16 protein-coding genes are annotated in these 20,081 nt (G+C 72.0%); 9 read left to right on the forward strand and 7 right to left on the reverse strand.

Annotated features, from left to right (window positions below; genetic code table 11):
- Positions 1–11: 11 nt before the first annotated feature.
- Positions 12–1,136: an acyl-CoA dehydrogenase family protein gene (locus J4709_RS37310; protein WP_208248216.1), complete on the forward strand. Its 1,125-nt coding sequence runs from the start codon at positions 12–14 to the stop codon at positions 1,134–1,136.
- A 10-nt stretch (positions 1,137–1,146) separates the two neighbouring features.
- Here the strand turns inward: J4709_RS37310 and ilvD are convergent, their stop codons facing one another.
- Positions 1,147–2,994, reverse strand: a complete 1,848-nt coding sequence (ilvD, locus tag J4709_RS37315; protein WP_208248217.1) for a dihydroxy-acid dehydratase — start codon at positions 2,992–2,994, stop codon at positions 1,147–1,149.
- Positions 2,995–3,077: 83 nt separating this feature from the next.
- On the opposite strand from ilvD, the gene J4709_RS37320 reads away from it, so the two are divergent.
- Positions 3,078–3,896 (forward strand): helix-turn-helix transcriptional regulator, encoded by an 819-nt coding sequence (locus tag J4709_RS37320; RefSeq protein ID WP_208248218.1) that lies wholly within the window; start codon positions 3,078–3,080, stop codon positions 3,894–3,896.
- On the opposite strand, the gene J4709_RS37325 is transcribed toward J4709_RS37320, so the two are convergent.
- Together J4709_RS37325 and J4709_RS37330 are read right to left on the reverse strand one after the other, a co-directional pair.
- The gene (locus tag J4709_RS37325) at positions 3,893–4,183 is read right to left on the reverse strand and encodes an FAD-dependent oxidoreductase (protein ID WP_208248220.1); all 291 of its coding nucleotides are present in this window, start codon (positions 4,181–4,183) and stop codon (positions 3,893–3,895) included. The genes J4709_RS37320 and J4709_RS37325 overlap by 4 nt on opposite strands.
- 138 nt (positions 4,184–4,321) lie before the next feature.
- Positions 4,322–4,954 (reverse strand): TetR/AcrR family transcriptional regulator, encoded by a 633-nt coding sequence (locus tag J4709_RS37330; RefSeq protein ID WP_208248222.1) that lies wholly within the window; start codon positions 4,952–4,954, stop codon positions 4,322–4,324.
- A gap of 136 nt (positions 4,955–5,090) precedes the next feature.
- Between J4709_RS37330 and J4709_RS37335 the strand changes: the two genes are divergently transcribed.
- Positions 5,091–5,960 (forward strand): SDR family oxidoreductase, encoded by an 870-nt coding sequence (locus J4709_RS37335; RefSeq protein WP_208248224.1) that lies wholly within the window; start codon positions 5,091–5,093, stop codon positions 5,958–5,960.
- 54 nt (positions 5,961–6,014) lie between these two features.
- Here the strand turns inward: J4709_RS37335 and J4709_RS37340 are convergent, their stop codons facing one another.
- A complete protein-coding gene (locus J4709_RS37340) occupies positions 6,015–7,031 on the reverse strand; it encodes a DUF1259 domain-containing protein (RefSeq protein WP_208248226.1) in 1,017 nt (338 codons plus the stop codon).
- A gap of 438 nt (positions 7,032–7,469) precedes the next feature.
- Between J4709_RS37340 and J4709_RS37345 the strand changes: the two genes are divergently transcribed.
- Together J4709_RS37345 and J4709_RS55870 are read left to right on the forward strand one after the other, a co-directional pair.
- Entirely contained in the window at positions 7,470–8,447 is a 978-nt protein-coding gene (locus J4709_RS37345; protein WP_208248228.1) for an AraC-like ligand-binding domain-containing protein, read from the forward strand.
- Between the two features lie 617 nt (positions 8,448–9,064).
- Positions 9,065–10,141 (forward strand): PAS domain-containing sensor histidine kinase, encoded by a 1,077-nt coding sequence (locus J4709_RS55870; RefSeq protein ID WP_208248230.1) that lies wholly within the window; start codon positions 9,065–9,067, stop codon positions 10,139–10,141.
- A gap of 74 nt (positions 10,142–10,215) precedes the next feature.
- On the opposite strand, the gene J4709_RS37355 is transcribed toward J4709_RS55870, so the two are convergent.
- On the reverse strand, positions 10,216–12,183 hold the full coding sequence (locus J4709_RS37355) for a serine/threonine-protein kinase (protein ID WP_208248232.1): 1,968 nt from the start codon (positions 12,181–12,183) through the stop codon (positions 10,216–10,218).
- Positions 12,184–12,362: 179 nt separating this feature from the next.
- On the opposite strand from J4709_RS37355, the gene J4709_RS37360 reads away from it, so the two are divergent.
- From J4709_RS37360 to J4709_RS37375, 4 genes are all read left to right on the forward strand, one after another.
- Positions 12,363–13,241: an aminoglycoside phosphotransferase family protein gene (locus J4709_RS37360; RefSeq protein ID WP_208248234.1), complete on the forward strand. Its 879-nt coding sequence runs from the start codon at positions 12,363–12,365 to the stop codon at positions 13,239–13,241.
- A 100-nt stretch (positions 13,242–13,341) separates the two neighbouring features.
- Positions 13,342–13,959 (forward strand): dihydrofolate reductase family protein, encoded by a 618-nt coding sequence (locus tag J4709_RS37365; protein ID WP_208248236.1) that lies wholly within the window; start codon positions 13,342–13,344, stop codon positions 13,957–13,959.
- Between the two features lie 187 nt (positions 13,960–14,146).
- Positions 14,147–15,355 (forward strand): YncE family protein, encoded by a 1,209-nt coding sequence (locus J4709_RS37370; RefSeq protein WP_208248238.1) that lies wholly within the window; start codon positions 14,147–14,149, stop codon positions 15,353–15,355.
- 55 nt (positions 15,356–15,410) lie between these two features.
- Positions 15,411–16,577 carry a PucR family transcriptional regulator gene (locus tag J4709_RS37375; RefSeq protein ID WP_208248240.1) on the forward strand — a complete coding sequence of 389 codons (1,167 nt, stop codon included), beginning with the start codon at positions 15,411–15,413 and terminating at the stop codon, positions 16,575–16,577.
- Between the two features lie 162 nt (positions 16,578–16,739).
- On the opposite strand, the gene J4709_RS37380 is transcribed toward J4709_RS37375, so the two are convergent.
- Positions 16,740–19,085: an ABC transporter permease gene (locus J4709_RS37380; RefSeq protein WP_208248242.1), complete on the reverse strand. Its 2,346-nt coding sequence runs from the start codon at positions 19,083–19,085 to the stop codon at positions 16,740–16,742.
- A 145-nt stretch (positions 19,086–19,230) separates the two neighbouring features.
- Positions 19,231–19,977, reverse strand: a complete 747-nt coding sequence (locus J4709_RS37385; protein ID WP_208248348.1) for an ABC transporter ATP-binding protein — start codon at positions 19,975–19,977, stop codon at positions 19,231–19,233.
- Positions 19,978–20,081: the final 104 nt, after the last annotated feature.

Here is a 20,081-nt window from a genome sequence, read left to right on the forward strand (position 1 = left end):
GGAGGGCGACGATGGACTTCGGCTTCACCGACGAGCAGGCGATGCTGCGCGAGAGCGTGGCCCGCTACCTCGCGAAGAACCACTCCTTCGAGGCGCGGCAGGCGATCCTGCGGTCCGGCCGCCCGCACTCGGACGAGGTCTGGCGGGCGTTCGCCGACCTCGGGCTGCTGACGCTGCCGTTCCCGGAGGCGGCGGGCGGCCTCGGCGGCTCGGTCGTCGACCTCGTCGCCGTCGGCGAGCTGTTCGGCGAACACCTCCTGGTCGAGCCGTACGTGGCGTCGGTGCTCCTGGCCGGGCGCGCGCTGGCCGAGGCCGGCGAGCAGCCGGCGGCGAAGCACTGGCTCGGCCGGATCATGGCCGGGGAGGCCCTCGCGGCGTTCGCCCATGAGGAGGCCGGCGGCACGGCCGAACCGTCGCAGGTGGCGGTGCGGTGCCGCGAGTCGGCCGGCGGGTACCGGCTCGACGGCGAGAAGCGGCTGGTCCTGGGCGGTGCGGACGCCGACGTGCTCGTCGTGACGGCCCGTACCGGCGGCGAGCCCGGCGAGCACCGGGGCCTGGCCCTGCTGCTCGTCGAGCCCGGCGCCCCGGGTGTGCGGGTCACCCCCTTCACGACGGTGGACGGCAGGAGCGCCGCCCACGTCGGCTTCGACGCGGTCGAGGTCCCGGCGGAGAACCGCCTGTCGGCCGACGCCCACGGCGCGATCACGCGAACCGTCGATGGCGCCGTCATCGCCCTGGCCGCCGAGGCGGTCGGAGCCATGGGGGCCCTGCTCCGCCAGACCGGCGAGTACGCGGTCGCGCGCGAGCAGTTCGGCACCCCGATCGCGCGCTTCCAGGCCGTCGCCCACCGGCTCGCCGACATGAAGATCGCCTGCACCAAGGCTCGGGCGACCCTGCTGTACACGGCGGCGCTCGCCGAGGCGGGTCGCGCCGCCCCGCGCGACCTGTCCGTGCTCAAGGCCCAGGTCGGCAGGCTCGGACGCGCCGTCGGCGAGGCCGCCGTGCAGACCCACGGAGGCATCGGCATGACCGACGAGCTGGCCGTCGGCCACTACCTGAAGCGGCTGCTGGTGATCGACGCGATGTTCGGCCAGAGCGACTACCACTACCGGGTGGTCGGGGCGGCCGCGTCCTGACCGTCCGGTCTCAGCGGTCCTCGATCGCGCGCACGGCGCCCTTGTCGGCGGACTGCGCCACGGACGCGTAGACGCGCAGCGCGGTGGAGACGGGACGGTCGCGGTCGCGGGGCCGGTAGCCGGTGCCCTGCTCCAGGTCGGCGCGCCGGGCCGCGAGTTCCGGCCCGGCGACGTCCAGGTGCAGGAGCCGGGCGGCGATGTCGATGGTGATGGCGTCGCCGTCCCGGACGAGGGCCAGCGGCCCGCCGGCGGCCGCCTCGGGCGAGACGTGGCCGACCGACAGGCCGGCACTGCCGCCGGAGAAGCGGCCGTCGGTGACCACCGCGCACGAGCCGGCCAGGCCCCGTCCCTTGAGGTAGGCGGTCGGGTACAGCATCTCCTGCATGCCGGGGCCGCCGCGCGGCCCCTCGTAGCGGATGACCAGGACGGTGCCGGGCGTGACGCGTCCGGACAGGATCGCCTCGCAGGCGTCCTCCTGCGACTCGGTCACCACCGCCCGGCCGGTGAACACCTGCATGCCCTCCGGGACCCCGGCGGACTTGACCACCGCGCCGTCCGGGGCGAGGCCGCCGCGCAGGACGGCCAGGCCCGCGTCCGGCGAGTAGGCGTGGGCGGCGTCGCGGATGCAGCCGTCCGCGGCGTCGAGGTCGAGCGTCTCCCAGCGCGCCGACTGGGAGAACGCCGCCGACGAGCGGGTGCCGCCCGGCGCCGCGTGGAACAGTTCGACCGCCTCGCGGGAAGGGGACGGGCCGCGGACGTCCCAGGCGGCCAGCCATTCCTTGAGCGAGCCTGCGTGGACGGTCTGCACGTCCTCGTGGAGGAGCCCGGCGCGGTGCAGTTCGCCCAGGATGGCGGGGACGCCGCCGGCGCGGTGGACGTCCTCCATCAGGTAGGCGCTGCTGGGCGCGACCTTGCACAGGCACGGCACGTCGTGGGAGCGGGCCTCGATGTCGGCCAGGGTGTAGCCGAGGCCGGCCTCGTGGGCGGCGGCGAGCAGGTGCAGCACGGTGTTGGTGGAGCCGCCCATGGCCAGGTCCAAGGCCATCGCGTTGTCGAACGCGGCGCGCGACGCGATGGACCTCGGCAGGACGCCGTCGTCGTCCTTGCCGTAGTAGCGGCCGGCCAGCTCCATCACCGTCCGGCCGGCCTCCTCGTACAGGGCGCGGCGGGCGGTGTGGGTGGCGAGCGTGGAGCCGTTGCCGGGCAGGGCCAGGCCGAGCGCCTCCAGCAGGCAGTTCATGGAGTTGGCGGTGAACATGCCCGCGCAGGACCCGCAGGTCGGGCAGGCCGCCTCCTCGATCCGTGCCAGATCCTCGTCCCGCACCGCCGGGTTGACCGCCTCGGACATGGCGCTGACCAGCTCCAGCCCGGTGCGGACCGTGCCGTCGCTCATGACCGCGCGCCCGCCCTCCATGGGGCCGCCGGAGACGAACACGGTCGGGATGTTCAGCCGCAGCGCGGCCATCAGCATCCCCGGCGTGATCTTGTCGCAGTTGGAGACGCACACCAGGGCGTCGGCGCAGTGCGCCTGGACCATGTACTCGATGGAGTCGGCGATGAGGTCCCGCGACGGCAGCGAGTACAGCATCCCGCCGTGGCCCATCGCGATGCCGTCGTCGACGGCGATGGTGTTGAACTCGCGGGGGATCCCGCCCGCCGCCGCGACGGCCTCGCTGACGATGCGGCCCACCGGCTGCAGGTGGGTGTGGCCCGGGACGAACTCGGTGAAGCTGTTGGCCACCGCGACGACCGGCTTGGCGCCGATGTCCTCCGCCGCGACGCCGGAGGCGCGCATCAGGGCGCGGGCCCCGGCCATGTTCCGTCCATGGGTGACCGTACGTGATCTCAGCTGTGGCATGCCGCAATGCTCGCGGCGCGCGGCCTGGCGGCGAAGACGCCCGCACTACTAGCAGTCCCACTACCAGCACTTACCCTGACGGGGTGAACACGGCGGCCGAGCGGCGGGCGGAACTGGGCAGCTTCCTGCGCGCCAGGCGCGCGCACCTGGACCCCACGGCGGTGGGCCTGCCCCCGGCCGGGCCCCGCCGCCGCGGCGGCCTGCGCCGCGAGGAGGTCGCCACCCTCTCCGGGGTGAGCGCCACCTGGTACACGTGGCTGGAGCAGGGCCGCGACATCCAGCCGTCCCGCCAGGTCCTGGACGCCCTCGCCCGCACCCTGCGCCTGACCGCCACCGAGCACGCCTACGTGCTCTCCCTGGCCGGGTACACGCAGCTGCCCACGGCCGCCGAACCGGTCGACCTGGCGGCGCCCGGCCACGTGCAGCGGCTGCTCGACGCGCTCGCCGGCTGCCCCGCCTACGCCATCGCACCCGACTGGACGATCACCGGCTGGAACGCCGCCTACGCCGCGCTGTACCCGAACGCCGCCGCCGTCGCCCCGTCCGAGCGGAACCTGCTGTGGCTGGTGTTCACCGACCCCTACGTCCGCGAACTGCTGCCCGACTGGGAGACCACGAGCGGGCGCTTCGTCGCCGAGTTCCGCGCCGAGGCCGGGCCCCGCCTCGGCGACCTGGCGCGTTCCCCGGTCGTCCAGCGCCTCCTGCGGACCAGCGAGCCGTTCCGTGACGCCTGGCAGGACCACCACATCGAGGGCTTCGCCTCCCGCCTGCGGAGGTTCCACCACCCCGTCCAGGGCGTCCTGCACTACGAACACCACCGCCTGGCCCCCGCCGACCACCCCGACCTGCACGTGGTGATCTACACCCCGGCGGCGCCGCCACCGGAGGCCGCCGACGCCTAGGGACGCTCCTTCCGGCGCGCACCCGCCAGGCTCTCGACCACCTCGCGAGCCGCCCGCTCGCCGGACTCGATGGCGCCCTCGATGTACCCCGCGTGCTCGCCCGCGGTCTCGGTCCCGGCCCAGTGGACGTCGCCGACCGGCTCGGACGGCATCGATAGCCCGTCGGGCGGGGACGTGTCGAAGACGGCGGCACCGGGCTCGCCGAGGACCACGAACTCGGCGTGGCCGTCCCGCTCCCGCCAGAAGGGACGGTCGTGAACCGCGACCGCCTTGTACACCGAGCCCATGTACGTGCCCTGCTCCAGCTCGGCCCTGCTCGCGGGCAGCGGCGGATCATGGGCGATGCGGGCGGACGTCCGTCCGAGTTACGTACGGCCGGCTCCACGGGTAGGCAAGAGGGCGGTCCGGACCGCCTCAGCCGGGAGTCACCGGGAACGCTCCGTCGCGCCGTGCGGCACGGGCCGGGGGACGGCGAACAGGACGAGCATGTCCAGGGCGTGGTCGAGGTCGCGGCGGGCCCGGACGGGATCCGGCCTGGCGACGTACTGCAGGATCAGGCCGTCCACCTGCGCGAGCGCGATACGCCCGAGGGTGTCGAACCCGACGGCGCAGCGCTCTCCCGCGGCCCGCGCCGCCTGCTCGCAGAACTCGGTGACGTCGGAGCCGCAGCGCTCGAACTGCAGCCGCGCCAGCCCGCCCTCCGGCTCGCTCCGCAGGGAGTAGGCGGCCAGCTCGTACTCCATGAGCTGCAGGCCGACGCCGCCTTCGACCAGCGTGCTCCAGAAGCTGGTGACGCCCTGGCGGAGCGCGTGCTCCACGCCCCTGTCGAGCTCCAGACCGGCCGCCAGCGCGTCCGAGATGTCGCGGATGACGGTGGCGATGACGGCGCGGAACAGCTTGTCCTTGCTCGGGAAGCCGTAGTGCAGCGTGCCCAGCGGCACGCCAGCCTCGGCGGCGACGGCGCGCAGCGTGGTCCCGGGGACGCCCACCTCGCTGAGCACCCGGATGGCCGCCGCGACGATCTGCTCCTCGCGCTCCGCCGCCCTCACGTAGGCCACTGTCGCTCCGCCGGCGCTCGCCCGCACGGCTCTCGCACCTCATTGTGACGGGCCATTTCCCGGAGTCGGACAACCGACCGTCATCGAAGGGCGGCGCCTCGCGGGCCCGCGCCGGGGCGGCCGGGATAATCGCCTCATGATTCTCATCACCGGCGCCGGGGGCGCCGTCGGGTCGGCACTGCTGGACGAGTTGCGCGCCGCCGGCCGGCCTGCGCGGGCCGGGTACCACACCGCGTCCAAGGCCGAGCGGGCGCGGGCGGCCGGGCAGGAGGCCGTCGCCCTCGACCTGGGCGATCCTGCCTCGCTGCCGCCCGCGCTGCGCGGCGTCGACGAGGTCTTCCTGCTCGGCGCGATGAGCCCGCACCAGACCCGCCACGAGCTCACCATGGTCGAGGCGGCGGCGGCCGCGGGCGTGCGGCGGGTGGTCAAGCTGTCGGTGTGGCGCGCGGACGAGGAACTGACGCCGATCGCACGGCTGCACCGTCCGGTGGAGCGGGCACTGGAATCGTCCGGCCTGGCCTACACCTTCCTGCGACCGAACTTCTACATGCAGAACTTCACCCGCCAGATGGCCGCCTCCATCCGGGCGGACGGCGAGTTCGCGCAGCTCGCGGCCAAGGCCCCGATCAGCTTCGTCGACGTCCGCGACGTCGCGCGCTGCGCGGCCGGCATGTTCGCCGGCGACTCCTCGGAGAGCGGCGTCCACGACGGCAGGACGTATGCGCTCACCGGCCCCGCGGCACTGACCTACGACCAGGCCGCCGCGGTGCTGTCGGACGAGCTGGGACGGACGATCCGGTACATCGGCATGTCCGACGACGAGGCCCGGCGCATGCTCCTGGACCGCGGCCTCCCGGAGTTCCACGCCGACAGCCTCGTCGAGGTCGGCCGCGCGTACCGGGACGGCGGCGCGGACACCGTGCTGCCGACGGTCCGCGACCTGACCGGACGGCACCCCACCGGCTTCGGCGAGTTCGTCCGCGACCACAAGGACGCCTTCGGCTGACCGGCGGGGCTCCGCCGCCGTCACCTCATGGCGGAGCCCCGTGAAACCGGCCGGTCAGGAGTGCTTGACGGCCGTGCGGTCGAGCCCTTTGCGGACCTGCCGGGCGAGCGCGACGGGGTCGCCGACGCGGAACATGTGCGAGAAGTACAGCTGCGGGAACTCGGCCGTCTCCTGGTTGTAGAGGCAGCCGACCTGCCAGTGGCGGCGACGCATGACCGAGATGACCGGTTGCGTCTCCTTCGCGGTCATGGAGAAGTCGGGGACCACGGCCGCCTTCCCCTTGCCGAGCGGCTGGAACTGGACGCTGGTGGACACTCCCAGGTCCGGATCGACGAGTACGCCGCCCAGCCTGATCCTGTCGGTGCGCGGGACGGTCACCGTGACGATCCCGTTCTCGCCGACCATGGCGTCCCCGCCGAGGATCTTCGCCAGCCTCCGCTCGGGGAGCGGGGTCGTGGGGTGCGGCGGCGCATGCTGCGGCAGCGGTGTGGAGGTCTTGCCGATGGCGGCGCGCGCGGCGCCGGCCATCCGGACCGGGTCGCCGACGGCACGGAAGTGCAGGAACCACACCATCGGGCGCAGATCGTACAAATGCTGGTGCTGTGCCTGGAAGGTAAGCCCGTGGGCGATGAAGGCGTCGATGACCGGCTGGATCTCCTGGGGCCGCAGGGCCAGGTCGCCGTTGAGGATCGCTTTCCCGTGGCCGAGTGACTGGAAGTACAACTCGTGCTGGATCTGGAAGCCGTCCTCGAACCTGACCCGGGGCTGGCCCCCGGTGACGTGGAGGTCCTTGCGGTCGATGTCGACCTCAAGGACACCGCTGCTGCTCACGTGGCCATCGGCCTGCAGCGTTCTCTCGATCCGCTTGACCGGCAGCCGTTTCGTCCCGGTCCAGGCCCTGGCCTGCGACGTTCCGGCTCGCGGGCCGGCCGCGTCCGCGTCCGGCGCCGTGGCGGCGCCGGCGGCCGCCGCCGCTCCGGTCACGACGAGGCCCGTGAGAAGCGCGGCCGCGCCGCCGAACCGGCGGAGCGCCGCCCGCCGCGCTGTTTCCGACGAACTGATGATGATCACAAGTTTTCCTCCTGGTTCGTTCCAAGCTCTGCCCTGCCGTGAGTAAGCCCGAACGCTGAAAATGATCACGAAAACGCCTAGCCGTGGATGGTGCTCCAGAGAGCGGCGGAGGGCGGCGCCGCTAAGCCGCCTGAGCCTTCGCAGGGATAAGCCATCCATTCAAGGAAAGGTCCTCGAATTGGGCACGGCATTGGCGAGCCCCGGGGTGGCCATCGGCGATCGCCCGGCCCGCGGCCGGCCCGCCCGCTCCGCCGCATGACGGACACCGCCGCCTGCGCAGACAGTCGCTGATGCGCACCGCAGACGGCTCTGGCCGTTCGCCTCGCACGCCGGTATCGTGGGGCCTTCGCAGGCCTGCGGCCTTGAGCAAGGGTGGCGGGTACCGGGGCTCCGCGGACTCACCCAGTGCGGAAGGGCAGGAGTATCCGAGGACGTCCGATGAAGCAAATGACGTTGAACAGAGACGATCCGCCGCCGAAGGGCCACCTGGCCAGGCTGGACGAGATCTTCGCTGAAAGCCCGTACCCGATGCGGCTGCTCAGCGATTCTCCCGACACGTTCCGGACGAGCATGCGGACGCTGGACCTCGGAACGGTCAATGTGGTGGAACTGACGTTGCCCTCGTCGGAGGTATTGCGCACCACTCGCCTGGTCAGGCGATCCGACCCCGAACTATGCTCGGTGATCTTTCCCGTTCAGGGGCGGTTGATTCTGAGCCAGGCCGATCGTCAAGCGGCCCTCACCACCCGTGATTTCGCTTTGTACGACAGTTCGCTGCCTTTCCGGTTGAAGATCGCCGTCGACGGTGAGACCACGAAGCTGGTGCGCGCCCATCTGCCGCGGGCGCTGGTGGGCATGCCCGCCGACGCGATGGGGCGGCTCCTGGCGATGCCGCTGCCCGGCCGGACCGGCGTGGGCGGACTGCTCGTCCGGTACCTCACCGATCTCGCCGCCAGGGCCGCCGAATACCGGCCGGCCGATCTCCCGCGCCTGGACGCGATCGCGCACGATCTGCTCGCGGCCGCCGTGGCCCATCATCTCGACGCCGATCCGGCCTTGCAGAACGACTCGCACCGCCACGGCCTGCTGCTGCGCATCGAAGCGTTCATCCGGCAGCATCTGCGCGACCCGGATCTGTCGCCCGAGACGATCGCCGGCGCCCACCACATATCTCTCGGTCACCTCCACCGGCTGTTCGGCGCCCGTGACACCACGGTGGCGGCGTGGATCCGGCGGCAGCGGCTCGAAGGCGCTCGCCGGGATCTCAGTAACCCGGCTCTGCAGGCGGTGCCCGTCCACAGAATCGCGGTCCGCTGGGGCTTCCGCGATCACTCGACTTTCACCCGGGCATTCCGCGCCGCCTACGGTCTCCCCCCGAAGGAGTACCGCCACCGCGCGCGAATCGGAGCCGGGTGAGCACCTGGAAGCTCCAAGGGCCTGGTCACTCCGCCTCGCCGGCGAAGGACGCAGCCGCGGGCCGGGCGAGGAAACGATGGCCTGGAGCGCTCCAACCCGTGTAACCTCGACCATGATCTTGGACCCCCCACGGTCGGCGCCCCGTCATGCGGGCGGTCGTGCCCGTGCTCTGACGTGCTCCCGCCCCCGGACGATGCCGGCGGCCTCCCGGCCGGACGCCGGCCAAGGCGTCCAACCGGTGACGCGACGTCAAGGTTCGCCGATCGTGTGCCAAGGACGCGGGGCCGCATCGGCGGCCAAGGTGGGCTTGCGAACGCGTCTCTGGCGAGGAGGACGGTTCCTTCTGCCGATGGATCGGATTTGGTATGCCTCTTAACCTTTATCGGCCCGATTCCACTTTCCTGTCGGCCCTGGCGAAAGCAAGTGCCTGGGTAGAGAACTTCGGCATGCGCGGAATATGGAACCAGCGGATCATGGGGCCCGGCCGGTCGGCGTGGGTCGCTCCACTCCGCTTCCGATCCCGTGTGCCCGGTGGGCGGGGTCGAGGGATGCGCAGTGCCGGGCGGAGCCGCCCGCTCGTCCGGACGGACCGCCTCCGGCGCGCTCAGGACGACGGCGTGCGCACGGACGTGTTCTGGTCGCATGCCCGGCCGTCGGCCGACCTTGCCTTGGAGCGTTCCAATTCAAGCGCTCCCACCGGCCCCTCGGACATCGCCGTCTTGGCGATGGAGCCGTCCGGCCGGGTGGTGGCCTGGAATCCGGCGATGGCGCGGCTGGCCGGCACGCCCGCCGCCCGAGCCGTCGGGCGGCGCGTCACCGACCTGTTCACCCTGACCGACGAGGGCGGTGAGGCGGTGGACCTCGCCGGGATGCGCTCCGGCATCGCGAGGATGACGATGAGCGGCGGCCGCTCGCTGCGGGTGGAGGTCTCGTGTTCGGCATCGGCGGGTGCGCCCGCCGGTTCGCTGCTCACCGCCGTCTTCGTCGACAGAACGGCCGGCCTGCGACTGGACCACGGGCGGCACCTGAAGCTGGTCTCCGCGCAACACGAACTGCATGCCCCTCTCACCATGATCCATGGCCATGCCCAGTTGCTCGACGATGTCGTCACCGAGGAGAACGCGAAGAAGTCCCTTGAGGCGATCCACGATGCCGTGGAGATGATGCGGCGCGTCATCGCCGATCTGGTCGTGGCCATCAACGCCGACCTGCCCGCCGTCCGGGCCGTCCCGACGACCGAACTCGTCGACGTGCCGTCGCTGGTGCGCCGCACGCTGCAGAGCGTTCCCCCGGTGGCGAACCGGTCACTGCTTTCGGCGCCCCGAAGCCTCTTTGTGCACGCTGACCCGGTCCGCCTTCGCCAATGCCTGCTCCTGGTCCTCGGCAATGTCGAGAAATACGCCCCCGAAGGGCGGGTCTCGATCACTGTGCGCACCGAGGGCGAGCACGGTTCGATCGTGATCGCCGACGAGGGGCCCGGGATTCCCGAGGACGAGCTCGACCAGGTGCTCAAGCCGTACTACCGCTCCGCGGCCACCGAGAACCTCCCCGGAACAGGACTCGGCCTGCACATCGCCGAGGCCGCGATATCCGCCATGCACGGCCGCATAGAGCTGGCATCCCCACAGTCCGGCGGCCTGCGCGTGGCTCTCCACCTACCCCTCGCCCAACCCGGAGAGGACCAGAAACGCTGACGAACAAGAGGGCGGCGACAAGTACGGCGGCCGCCAAGATCGCCGGATAGCATTTCAAATGCTGAATCCGCGGGTCAGCTTCGGCCCAACTCCTTGCGGATGGCGTCCGCCTCCTTTTTCAGGCGGGCCGCTTCGGCATGGCGGTCCAGCTTTTTCAGCGTGAGACTGAGGTTGTGCAGCGATGAGGCGAGTGCTGAGCGGTAGCGGCCGGGGTCGGCTTCGGCGAGTTGCCGGCGGATGCTGACCGCCTCCTGCTCTGCCGGCACCGCTTCGGCGAAACGGTTCAGATTCCACAGCGTGCTGCCGAGGTTGTGCAGCGACAGGGCGAGGTCGGCGCGGTAGCGGCCGGGATCGGCCTCGGCGAGATGCCGGTACTTGGCGACCGCCTCCTGTCTCACCGCTGCCGCCTCGGCATGGCGGTCCAAGTCCTTCAACGTGCTGCCGAGGTTGCTCAGCGACGAGGCGAGGGCGGGGCGGTAGCGGTCGGGGTCGGCTTCGGCGAGCTGCCGGCGGATGGCGACCGCCTCCTGTTCCACGGGTGCCGCTTCGGCGAAACGGTCCAGCTTCCACAGCGTCACGCCGAGGCTGCTCAGCGCCGCGGCGAAGGCAGGGCGGTAGCGGTCGGGGTCGGCCTCCGCGAGCCGCCGGCGGATGGCGGCCGCCTCCTGCTCCATGGGTGCCGCTTCGGCGAAACGGTCCAGTTTCCACAGTGTGCCGCCGAGGTTGTACAGCGATGAGGCGAGGTCGGCGCGGTAGCGGTCGGGATCGGCTTCGGCCAATTGCCGGTATTTGGCGACCGCCTCCTGTCTCACGGGCGCGGCCTCGGCATGGCGGTCCATATCCTTCAGCGTTCTGCCGAGGTTGCTCAAGGACAGAGCGAGGTCGGGACGGTAGCGGTCGGGATCGGCCTCGGCCAATTGCCGGTACTTGGCGACCGCCTCCTGTTCCGCGGACGCCGCCTCGGCGAAACGGTTCAGTTTCCACAATGCGAGGCCGAGGGTGCGCAGTGACAGGGCGAGGTCGGCGCGGTAGCGGTCGGGATCGGCTTCGGCCAGTTGCCGGTATTTGGCGACCGCCTCCTGTTCGGGCAGACCCCCGGAGGCACGACCCGGTTGGGACGGCCCCTTGTCGTCTGGAAAAGGTGCGACGCGCAGGTCGCGGGTGTAGCGGAGGGTGTCGGCGCGGGTCGCGGGCTGCCGGGCCTGGGGGCCGGGCCTGCCGCCAGAGCCGGTCACGGTGGTGAGCAGAGCGCGGATCTGCGCGACGGACAGCCGGTCGGCCGGATCCTTGCGCAGCAGGCCGTTCAGGACGTGCGCGAGCGGCTCGCCGCATTCGGGTGGAGCGGGGTCTTGGGTGGCGATGGAGATGAACAATGCCCCGTGCGTCCGAGCGGTGAACGGCGGGCGCCCTTCCACCGCCGCGTACAAGGTCGCGCCGAGTGACCACAGATCCGAGGCGGGAGTGACCGCCCGGCCGGCCACCTGCTCGGGGGACATGTAGGCGGGCGTGCCCAGCACCGTCCCCGGGCGGGTGAGGGTGGCGTCGCCCTCCACCGCGGCGATGCCGAAGTCGGTGAGGACGATCCGATCGCCCTCCAGCAGCACGTTGGCCGGCTTGACGTCGCGGTGCACGATCCGGTCCGCGTGCGCGGCCGACAACGCCGCCAGCATCGCCAGCCCGATCGCGGCGACCCGCTGCTCGGGCAGGGCTTCCTGCTCGGTCAGCACCTGCGCCAGAGACGGCCCGTGGATCAGCTCCATCACGATCCACGGACGACCGTCCTCGCCCATCACCCGGTCGTAGACGGTGACGATCCCCGGGTGCCTCAGCCGGGCGGCGGCCCGGGCCTCGCGCTCCATCCGCGCGTACCACACGCGCCGTTCCTGCTCGGTGACCTGCTCGGGCACCCGCAGTTCCTTGATGGCCACCTCGCGGTCCAGGTCGGTGTCGTGGGCACGCCACACCGCGCCCATCCCGCCCTGCCCGATCCGCCCCAGCCTCCGGTACCGGCCCGCCAGCACACCCTCGCTGTCCCAACTCACGATCGGAACATATCGCCAACGAACAGGCCCGATCCCGGCCTTCTCTCCGCCTTCGCGGGTTCCGCCGCGAAAGGCCGGAGAAGAATTGTGAGAGCCAACGAGTTTCGCCCCCGGTCGCGGAACGGTGGTGCCGGTCGAGACCGGCCGATGACATGGGGCCGCGTTGTAATGTTCCGGTGATGGTGACGATCCCGACAGCGCTGGCCGAGTCGGTCGTGCGCCGCGAGGGCGAGGCGGGACGTGAGTGGATCGCCGCCCTGCCGGAGCTGATCGTCCGCCATGCCGACCAGTGGGGATGCGAGCCCGCGGGCCCGGCATGGCACGGTGAGACGGCGGTCGCGCTGCCGGTGGCGTGCGCATGTGGGCCGGCCGTGCTCAAGATCTCCTATCCGCACCGGCGCAGCCGCGCGGAGGCGATCGCGCTGCGTTGTTTCGCAGGCCGCGGTGCCGTGCGGGTCCTGGAGAGCGATGACGACGCGTTCGCGCTGCTGCTGGAGCGGGCGGGCCCGCGGACCCTGGATTCGGTGGCGTCGGTCGACGAGGCCATCGAGATCGCCGGCGGACTGGCGCGCCGCCTGGCAGTGCCCGCCCCTCCGGAGATGCCGTCTCTAGCGGACGCGACCCGCCTGTGGGAACGGCAATTGCTGCAGCAGGCCGCCGCCGCGCCCGGACTGCTTCCCGCGGGGGCGGTCGACAGGGCCCGGGCGGTCATCGGCGCACTCGCGGCCGACGCGACCCCGACGATGCTGCACGGCGACCTGCACTACGCCAACGTCCTGAAGGCGTCACGCGAGCCTTGGCTGGCCATCGATCCCCAGGGGCGACGGGGAACGGCCGCGTTCGACGCCTTCACGGTCATCACCGAACGACCGTCCCGCCTCATGGCGCGAGCGGCCGTCCTCGCCCGCATCCGCCGCTACGGCTCGGCGGCGGGCGTCGACCCGGAACTCGCCCTGGCCTGCTGCCAGGCCCGTGCGAGCAGCGCCTACCTGCACCAACACGGCGGCAACGGCGACTGGTTCGACCTCGACCTCCTGCGAACCCTGATCGCGATGTGACCCGCTCGCCCAGCGCTTGATGGCGGACGGCCGTGCACGGCCCCGATCGCGGTGGAGATCACGCCGATGAGTTTGCGCGGCGGATCCGGTCTGTCCTTGCATGACGCGCATCATCGCCGACATCTCGGTCTCCCTCGACGGCTTCGTCACCGGGCCCGACCCCGGCCCCGGCAACGGTCTCGGCACCGGTGGCGAGGCCCTGCACACCTGGGCGTTCTCCGACGACCCCGGCGACCGCCGGGTCCTGCGCGAGGCGACCGCGCGCTCGGGCGCCGTCGTCCTTGGCCGCAGGCTCTTCGACGTGGTCGACGGGCCGGACGGCTGGGACGACGAGGTCGGCTACGGCGCCGGCGAGGCCGGCAGGCCCGCCTTCGTCGTCGTGACGAGTTCCCCGCCGGAGTCGTTGCGGCTCGCCGAACTCGACTGGACGTTCGTCACCACCGGTTTGGCCGACGCCGTCACCGCCGCCCGCGAGCGCGCGGAGGCGGCGTCGGCCGACGGCGGCAAGGACCTCGACGTCGTCCTCATGGGCGGCGGCGCCACGGTCGGCTCGGCGGTCGGCGCCGGGCTGGTCGACGTGCTGACGCTGCACCTCGCGCCCGTCCTGCTGGGTTCGGGGACGCCGCTCTTCACCGGCGGAGCGCCGCGCACGCTGGTGCGGCGGAGCGTGGCCCCGACATCGACCGCGACGCACCTGACCTACGACGTCGTCCGCTGACAACGTCATAGCGGAACGCGTGCGCCGGCGATCAGAGGGGACGCCGGCGCACGGCGGGCTCCGGACGGTTGTCGCGCGCCGACATCCGGCCGCCCGCACGTTGGCTCCCGCGACCTTTGCCGCGCCCGTCCCGCTCCTCACACTTGACGCTACCCATCCCACGGGGGCGACTTCCTGAGGAGACGCGATGTCCAGAAGACGGAGATCCCTGACGGCCTGCGCCGCGACGGCCGCGACCGCGGCGGCGCTCGCGGCGCCGGTGGCGGCGGCGCCGGCGGCCGGCGCGGCGGCGCTGCGGGACGTCCTGCTGGTCGGCAACAGCCAGTCGGGCAGCGTCAGCTTCATCGACGGCCGCACCTACCAGAACCTCGGCTCGTTCAACGTCATCCCCGACCTGCAGCAGCGCCTCGCGGACATGACCGTCGTCCAGCGCGCCGGATACGAGACCGTCAAGCAGATCGAGGGCGGTGACCGGTTCGTCGACGACGTCCAGCTCGCCGCCGACGGCCGCACCCTGTACGTGTCGCGCGGCAACCTCGACGACGCCGCGGCCTTCGACGTCGTCACCGGCAAGGAGCTGTGGCACACCCGGCTCGACGGCTTCCACGCCGACCACGCCGCCCTGTCCCCGGACGGCACCAAGTACGTGATCTCCGCGACGACCGCGCAGGTCGCCGAGGTGCTCGACCCGCGGACCGGCGCCGTCACCGGCAAGTTCTCCACCGGCACCTATCCGCACCAGAACGACTTCACCGCGGACGGCCGCTACATCTACAACACCAGCATCGGCATCACGTCGCTGCCGAAGTCGCTGGAACTGCTGAAGGGCTCGTTCCTGCTGGAGAAGGTCGACGCGAACACGCTCCAGGTCGTCAAGACGTGGAAGTTCCCGCACGGCATCCGGCCGAACCTGATCGCCCCCGACGGGAACACCTTCTACGCCCAGCAGTCCTACCTCAACGGGTTCATCAAGTACGACCTGAACCAGGGGAAGATCGTCAACACGGTGACGATGCCGTACAGCGACCACGGCAAGTCGCTGAGCCCCGACGACTACCCGCAGAACTCCGCGCACCACGGCCTCGCGCTGTCCGGAGACGGACGGCAGCTGTGCGACGTCGGCACCATCGACGACTACACCGCCATCGTCAACACCTCGGACCTGTCCACCAAGGGCATCTTCAACTACCCCGTGAACAGCCTCCCGTACTGGGGCACGACCAGCGCCGACGGGACGCGCTGCTTCGTCTCCCTCAGCAAGGCCAACGCCGTCTCGGTCATCGACTACGCCACGGCGAAGGAGGTCGCCCGCGTCCCCGTGGGCGTCTTCCCGCAACGCGAACGCACCGGCCTGGCGGCCCCGGAGGCCGTCGCGGCCCTGACGCCCGCCGGCTGAACCGGGCAGACTGGGGCGCCGCAGGCATCCTGCGGCGCCCCCTGCGGGAGAGGACATGTCGGAACGCACCGTGCTCCGCCGGCTCATGGAACGCATGCGCGCCGACCCGGGCCTGCTCGACGCCGTCGTCGAGGCCGCCCGCGCCGAGTCCCCGCCGATCGCGGCGCTGCCCGTCCAGGAGGTGCGGCGGCACATCGCCGCGCTGCTCGCCGTCGTGTCCGCCGCGTTCATCGACACGTCCGGGCTCAGCGAGGAGGACACCCGGGCCGCCGACCGGCTCGCCACCGACCGCGCGCTGCAGGGCGTCCCGCTGGCCGCGCTCCTCGACGGGTTCCAGGGCGGCCGCTCCTACGTGCTGACCCGCCTCATGCACGAGGCCCGCGCCGCGGGCGTCTCCCTCGACTCCATGATGGGCGAGATCATGGAGCTGGACCGCTATGCCAACAACCTGCAGAACCGGCTGATCCACGCCTACCGCGAGTCCGAGGTGAGCCTCGCCCAGTCGGCGCACGCCACCCGCGTCCAGGCCCTGCGCGACCTGCTCGGCGGCGGCCCCGCCGGCGCCGCCGACGCGGGCCTGTCCGCCACCCGCCGCTACCACTGCCTGGTCACCGACATCGGCGACCCCCGCGAGGCCCGCCGCACCGAAGCCTGCATGGCCCTGCCCGACGGCGTCTCCGGCCTCGTCGACGGCCACTGGTGCGCCGTCACGACCCGGCTGCCCGACCGCACCGGCGTCCTCGCCGTCGCCGGCCCGCCGGTACGCCCCCGCGACCTCCCGGCCGTCTACCGCCTCTGCCGCACCGCCCTCGCCTCCGCCCGCCGCCGCGGCCTGGACGGCCTGTGCCGGCTGACGGACCTGGCGATGCCGGTCGCCCTCGACGCCCACCCGGAGTTCGGCGCCGTCCTCGCCCGCGAGCACCTCGCCCGCCTCGACCCGTCCGACGAGTTCCACCGCCTCCTCGCCGAGACCGCCCTCACTTACCTCGACCACGGCGAGCACCCCGGCCGCACCGCCGATGCCCTGCACGTCCACCCGAACACCGTCAAGCACCGGCTGCGCAAGTTCGGCGCCCTCACCGACTTCGCGGCCCCGCCCCCGCCCGCGCAGACCCTCGCCCACGCCCTCACCTGGCGCTGGGCCCTCCAGACCTGGCTGGCCACCGCCGGCTCCGGGCGGCGTCCCGGCGGAGGCGCGGCGGGCAACAGGTCGAAACGCTGACCGCCATGCTGGGTGCCTCTCACGCCTTTGTGCTAAGGGAAGAACGCCGGAATGCCGACCTCCCGAGGGGATCAACCGGGGGAGGTCGGCATTGGCGTTCTTACCGCGCCGTGCAGTGCCCGGCACCGCTGTTTCTGCGGCGACCGGCGGCTCTGCTCGGTCCTACTCGGTCCTCAGCGCGGTGGCGGTCCGGGTCCGTGCCGCCCAGCCGGCCGGCAGCAGTGCCCCGAGCAGGGCGATCACGATCCCGCCGGCCAGCAGGGGGACGAGCAGCCCGGCGGTGTAGGTGTGGCTCACGCTCGGCGGGAGGTGCCGGCCGATCGCGTTCCCCATCGGGGCCAGCGTCGCCTTCTCCACCGCGACCCCGATCGGGACCCCGATCAGCCCGGCGATCAGGCCGGTGAGTGTCACCGAGGTCAGGACCATCGCGATGGTCTGCCTGGGTGTCATCCCGAGGGCCTTGAAGACCCCTAGGTCATGAACCCGCTCCCGGGTGTCCTGCACGACCATGCTCAGCACCCCGAGCGCGGCGACCGCGATCAGCATCAGCGTGAGCGTGGCCACCAGGGCGCCCATGATGATCACCACGACGTTCTCGCCCCCGTCCGAGTTCCCCTGGACCGAGGCGTTCAGCGGGGTCAGCGCGGCGGCGGCCGAGGCGGACCAGGCCGATCCGCTGACGTTCGAGGCAAGCTCGACGTTGAACTGGTCGATGTGCGGGGTCAGTCCGGCGGCGGTGAAGGTGGCCGCATCCGTCATGACCGTGTAGTCGCCCATGTTGGTGTTGAAGTTGATGCCGGCGACCTTCAGCGACAGTCGCTTGTTCTGCTGCACCACGGTGACGTCGTCACCGACGTGGATTCCCACCGCCGTGGCCAGCTTGTCGCCGACCACGGCCTCGCCGGGCGCCGAGTACCAGCGGCCGGACAGCAGTTCCAGGTGCGTCCAGGAGAAGTCACCGGTGACCGTGTACACCGTCGTCGGTTCGCCGCCGGGCGGGCCGCCGAGCATGGTCGCGCCGCTGTCGCCCCAGCCGAACGCGGCCTTCGTACCCGGGGTCTTGGCGAGCGCGGCGGCCACCTTGGCGGCGTCCAGGTGCGGGTTGCGCGGGTCGTTGGGGCCGTAGCGACCCCAGGGCACGCCTACGTCGGCCGCGGGTATCACGATCTTCGACCCTTCGCTGAAGCCCGAGAAGTTCACGTCCAGGTACTTGTTGAACCCGGTCTCCAGCCCCACCGCGAACGTGGCACTCACCACGCCGAACAGCACCGCCGTACCGACCAGGACGGCCCGGCCCGGCCGGGCGAACGGCTGGGTCAGCCCCAGCGACATGGCCCGGGGCAGCGGTAGCCGCGAGGCCAGACGCTGCGCCGTCCGACCGCCCCCGGCCTTGGGGGCGCGGCCGACCACCAGAGCCCGCACCGTCGGCATCCGGCCGGCCCGCAGTGCCGGGATCAACGCCGTGACGCCGACGATCAGCAGGGTGCCCAGCGGCACCACGGCGCTGACCCACAACGGAATCGTGGTACCGGCCGCGCCGAGCTGCTTGGTGGCCCCATCGAGGATCGGCACAGCCAGGAGGTTCCCGAAGACCGTGCCGAGCACCACGCCGAGTGTCGCCGGGATCATGGCCTGCGCGGTGTAGGCGCGGGCCACCTGCGAAGGGGTGAAGCCCAACGACTTCAGAATCCCGATGCGCCGGATTCCCGAGGCCACGGCCCCGCTGACCACGATCGAGATGATCAGCACCGACAGGAACACCCCGAGGATCCCGAAGGCGATCAGGAACGGCACGTAGGCGTTGGCGTTCCCGGTCGCCTGCTGCTCCGCGATCAGGTACGACTGGCCGCTCTGGACCGCGCCGGCCGGCGCGGCGGCGGCCACCGCCTGCTTGCCGGTGGCGATGTCGGCGGCGGTGCCGGCCTTGGCGAACCGGTAGAGCATCTGCTCGTCGGACTCGGCGCCGGCGGCGGTGAGCCGCGCGAAACCATCGGCGGTGACGAAGGCGGTCGCGCTGTCGGTCACCGAGCCGCCGAAGCCGACGACCTTGAACGACGGCTTGCCCGGCAGGGAGGAGAACACCACCGAACCGCCGAAGCAGTCGATGGCGTAGTGCTGCCCAGGCAGGGCGATCTCGCCCGGGCCGGACGGCCAGCGCCCCCGGGTCAGCGCCAGCTGGTCCATCCCGGAGGTGCGGCCCAGGCCGGGCCGGGTGGTGACGGTGATCGGACCGTTGTCGTGACCGGCCCGACCCTTCTTGGGGCAGTCCGTGCCGACGGTCGTGTCCAGGGCGGCGGCGATCGGGTACGGTCCGGCGGCCTCGGTGACGCCGGCGGCGTGGGCGGTGGCGGCGGCCTGCGCGGCCGTGACCTTCGAACCGTTGAACTGGACCGCCAGGTGCGCGCCGTCGCGGGCTCTGAAAGCGTGCTCGAACGGGGCCTGCACGACGGCCAGCAGGCCGAGGGAGAGTACCGCGGACGTCACCGCGGCGAACGTTGTCAGGGCCATGACGAAGGACTGGGCCCGGCGTCGGCCCACGCCGGAGCGCACGACCTTGCCCAGGGCGCTCACCGGTTCACCGCCGGCAGCACGCGGGACATGGCATGGAATGCGGCCTCGAAGAGGCGCCGGGGCATCGGCGGCTCGCACAGTGTCATCCGGCCGCTCCCGTCGGACGGGACAGCGGCGTGCGGGCGGCCAAGCCGGCACCGCTGCCGTCGTTGATGACGTCCCGCTCGACCACGCCGTCGACCAGCTCGATCGTGCGGCGCGCGGTGCTCGCGGCCAGCTGCGCATCGTGGGTCACCAGCAAGATGGTCTGGCCCTCGCTGTTCAGATCCAGCAGCAGCCGGCGCACGCCCTCGGCCGAGTTCGAGTCCAGCGCGCCGGTGGGCTCGTCGGCCAGCAGCAGCGCGGGCTTGTTCATCAGGGCCCTGGCCACCGCCACCCGCTGCCGTTGCCCGCCGGACAGCCGCTGCGGGTAGGCGCCGGCATGCCGGTCGATGCCCAGCGAGCCGAGCAGTTCGATGGCCCGCCGCTTCGCCTCACCCTTCCCCATCCCCGCCAGCTGCGCCGGAACCATGACGTTGTCCAGCACGGTCAGGTCGTCGAGCAGATTGAAGAACTGGAAGATCATGCCGATCGAGGCCCGGCGGTACTTCGCCGAACCGGTCTCACCGAGCCGGTCGACGCGGGTGCCGGCGACGGTGACACTGCCACTGGAGGGCCTGTCCAGGCCCGCGATCAGATTCAGCAGCGTGGACTTCCCGCTGCCGGAATGGCCGAGGATCGCCACGCACTCACCGGACGCCACGGCCAAGGTCACACCGGCCAGCGCGGGCGGGCCGTCGTCGTATTTCTTCGTCGCGTCACGAAGATCGATCAGCGGTGCATTCGTCATGTCCACGAAGCTAGGAACAGAACGCCGTCCGTCGCGTCGGCCGGCGGATGTCACCGTATCCCCAGGCCATCGGCCCGGCGGTGTACCGGCGTACATCCCCGGGG

The organism is Actinomadura violacea, assembly GCF_017573465.1.
Classification (GTDB): Bacteria; Actinomycetota; Actinomycetes; order Streptosporangiales; family Streptosporangiaceae; genus Spirillospora; species Spirillospora violacea.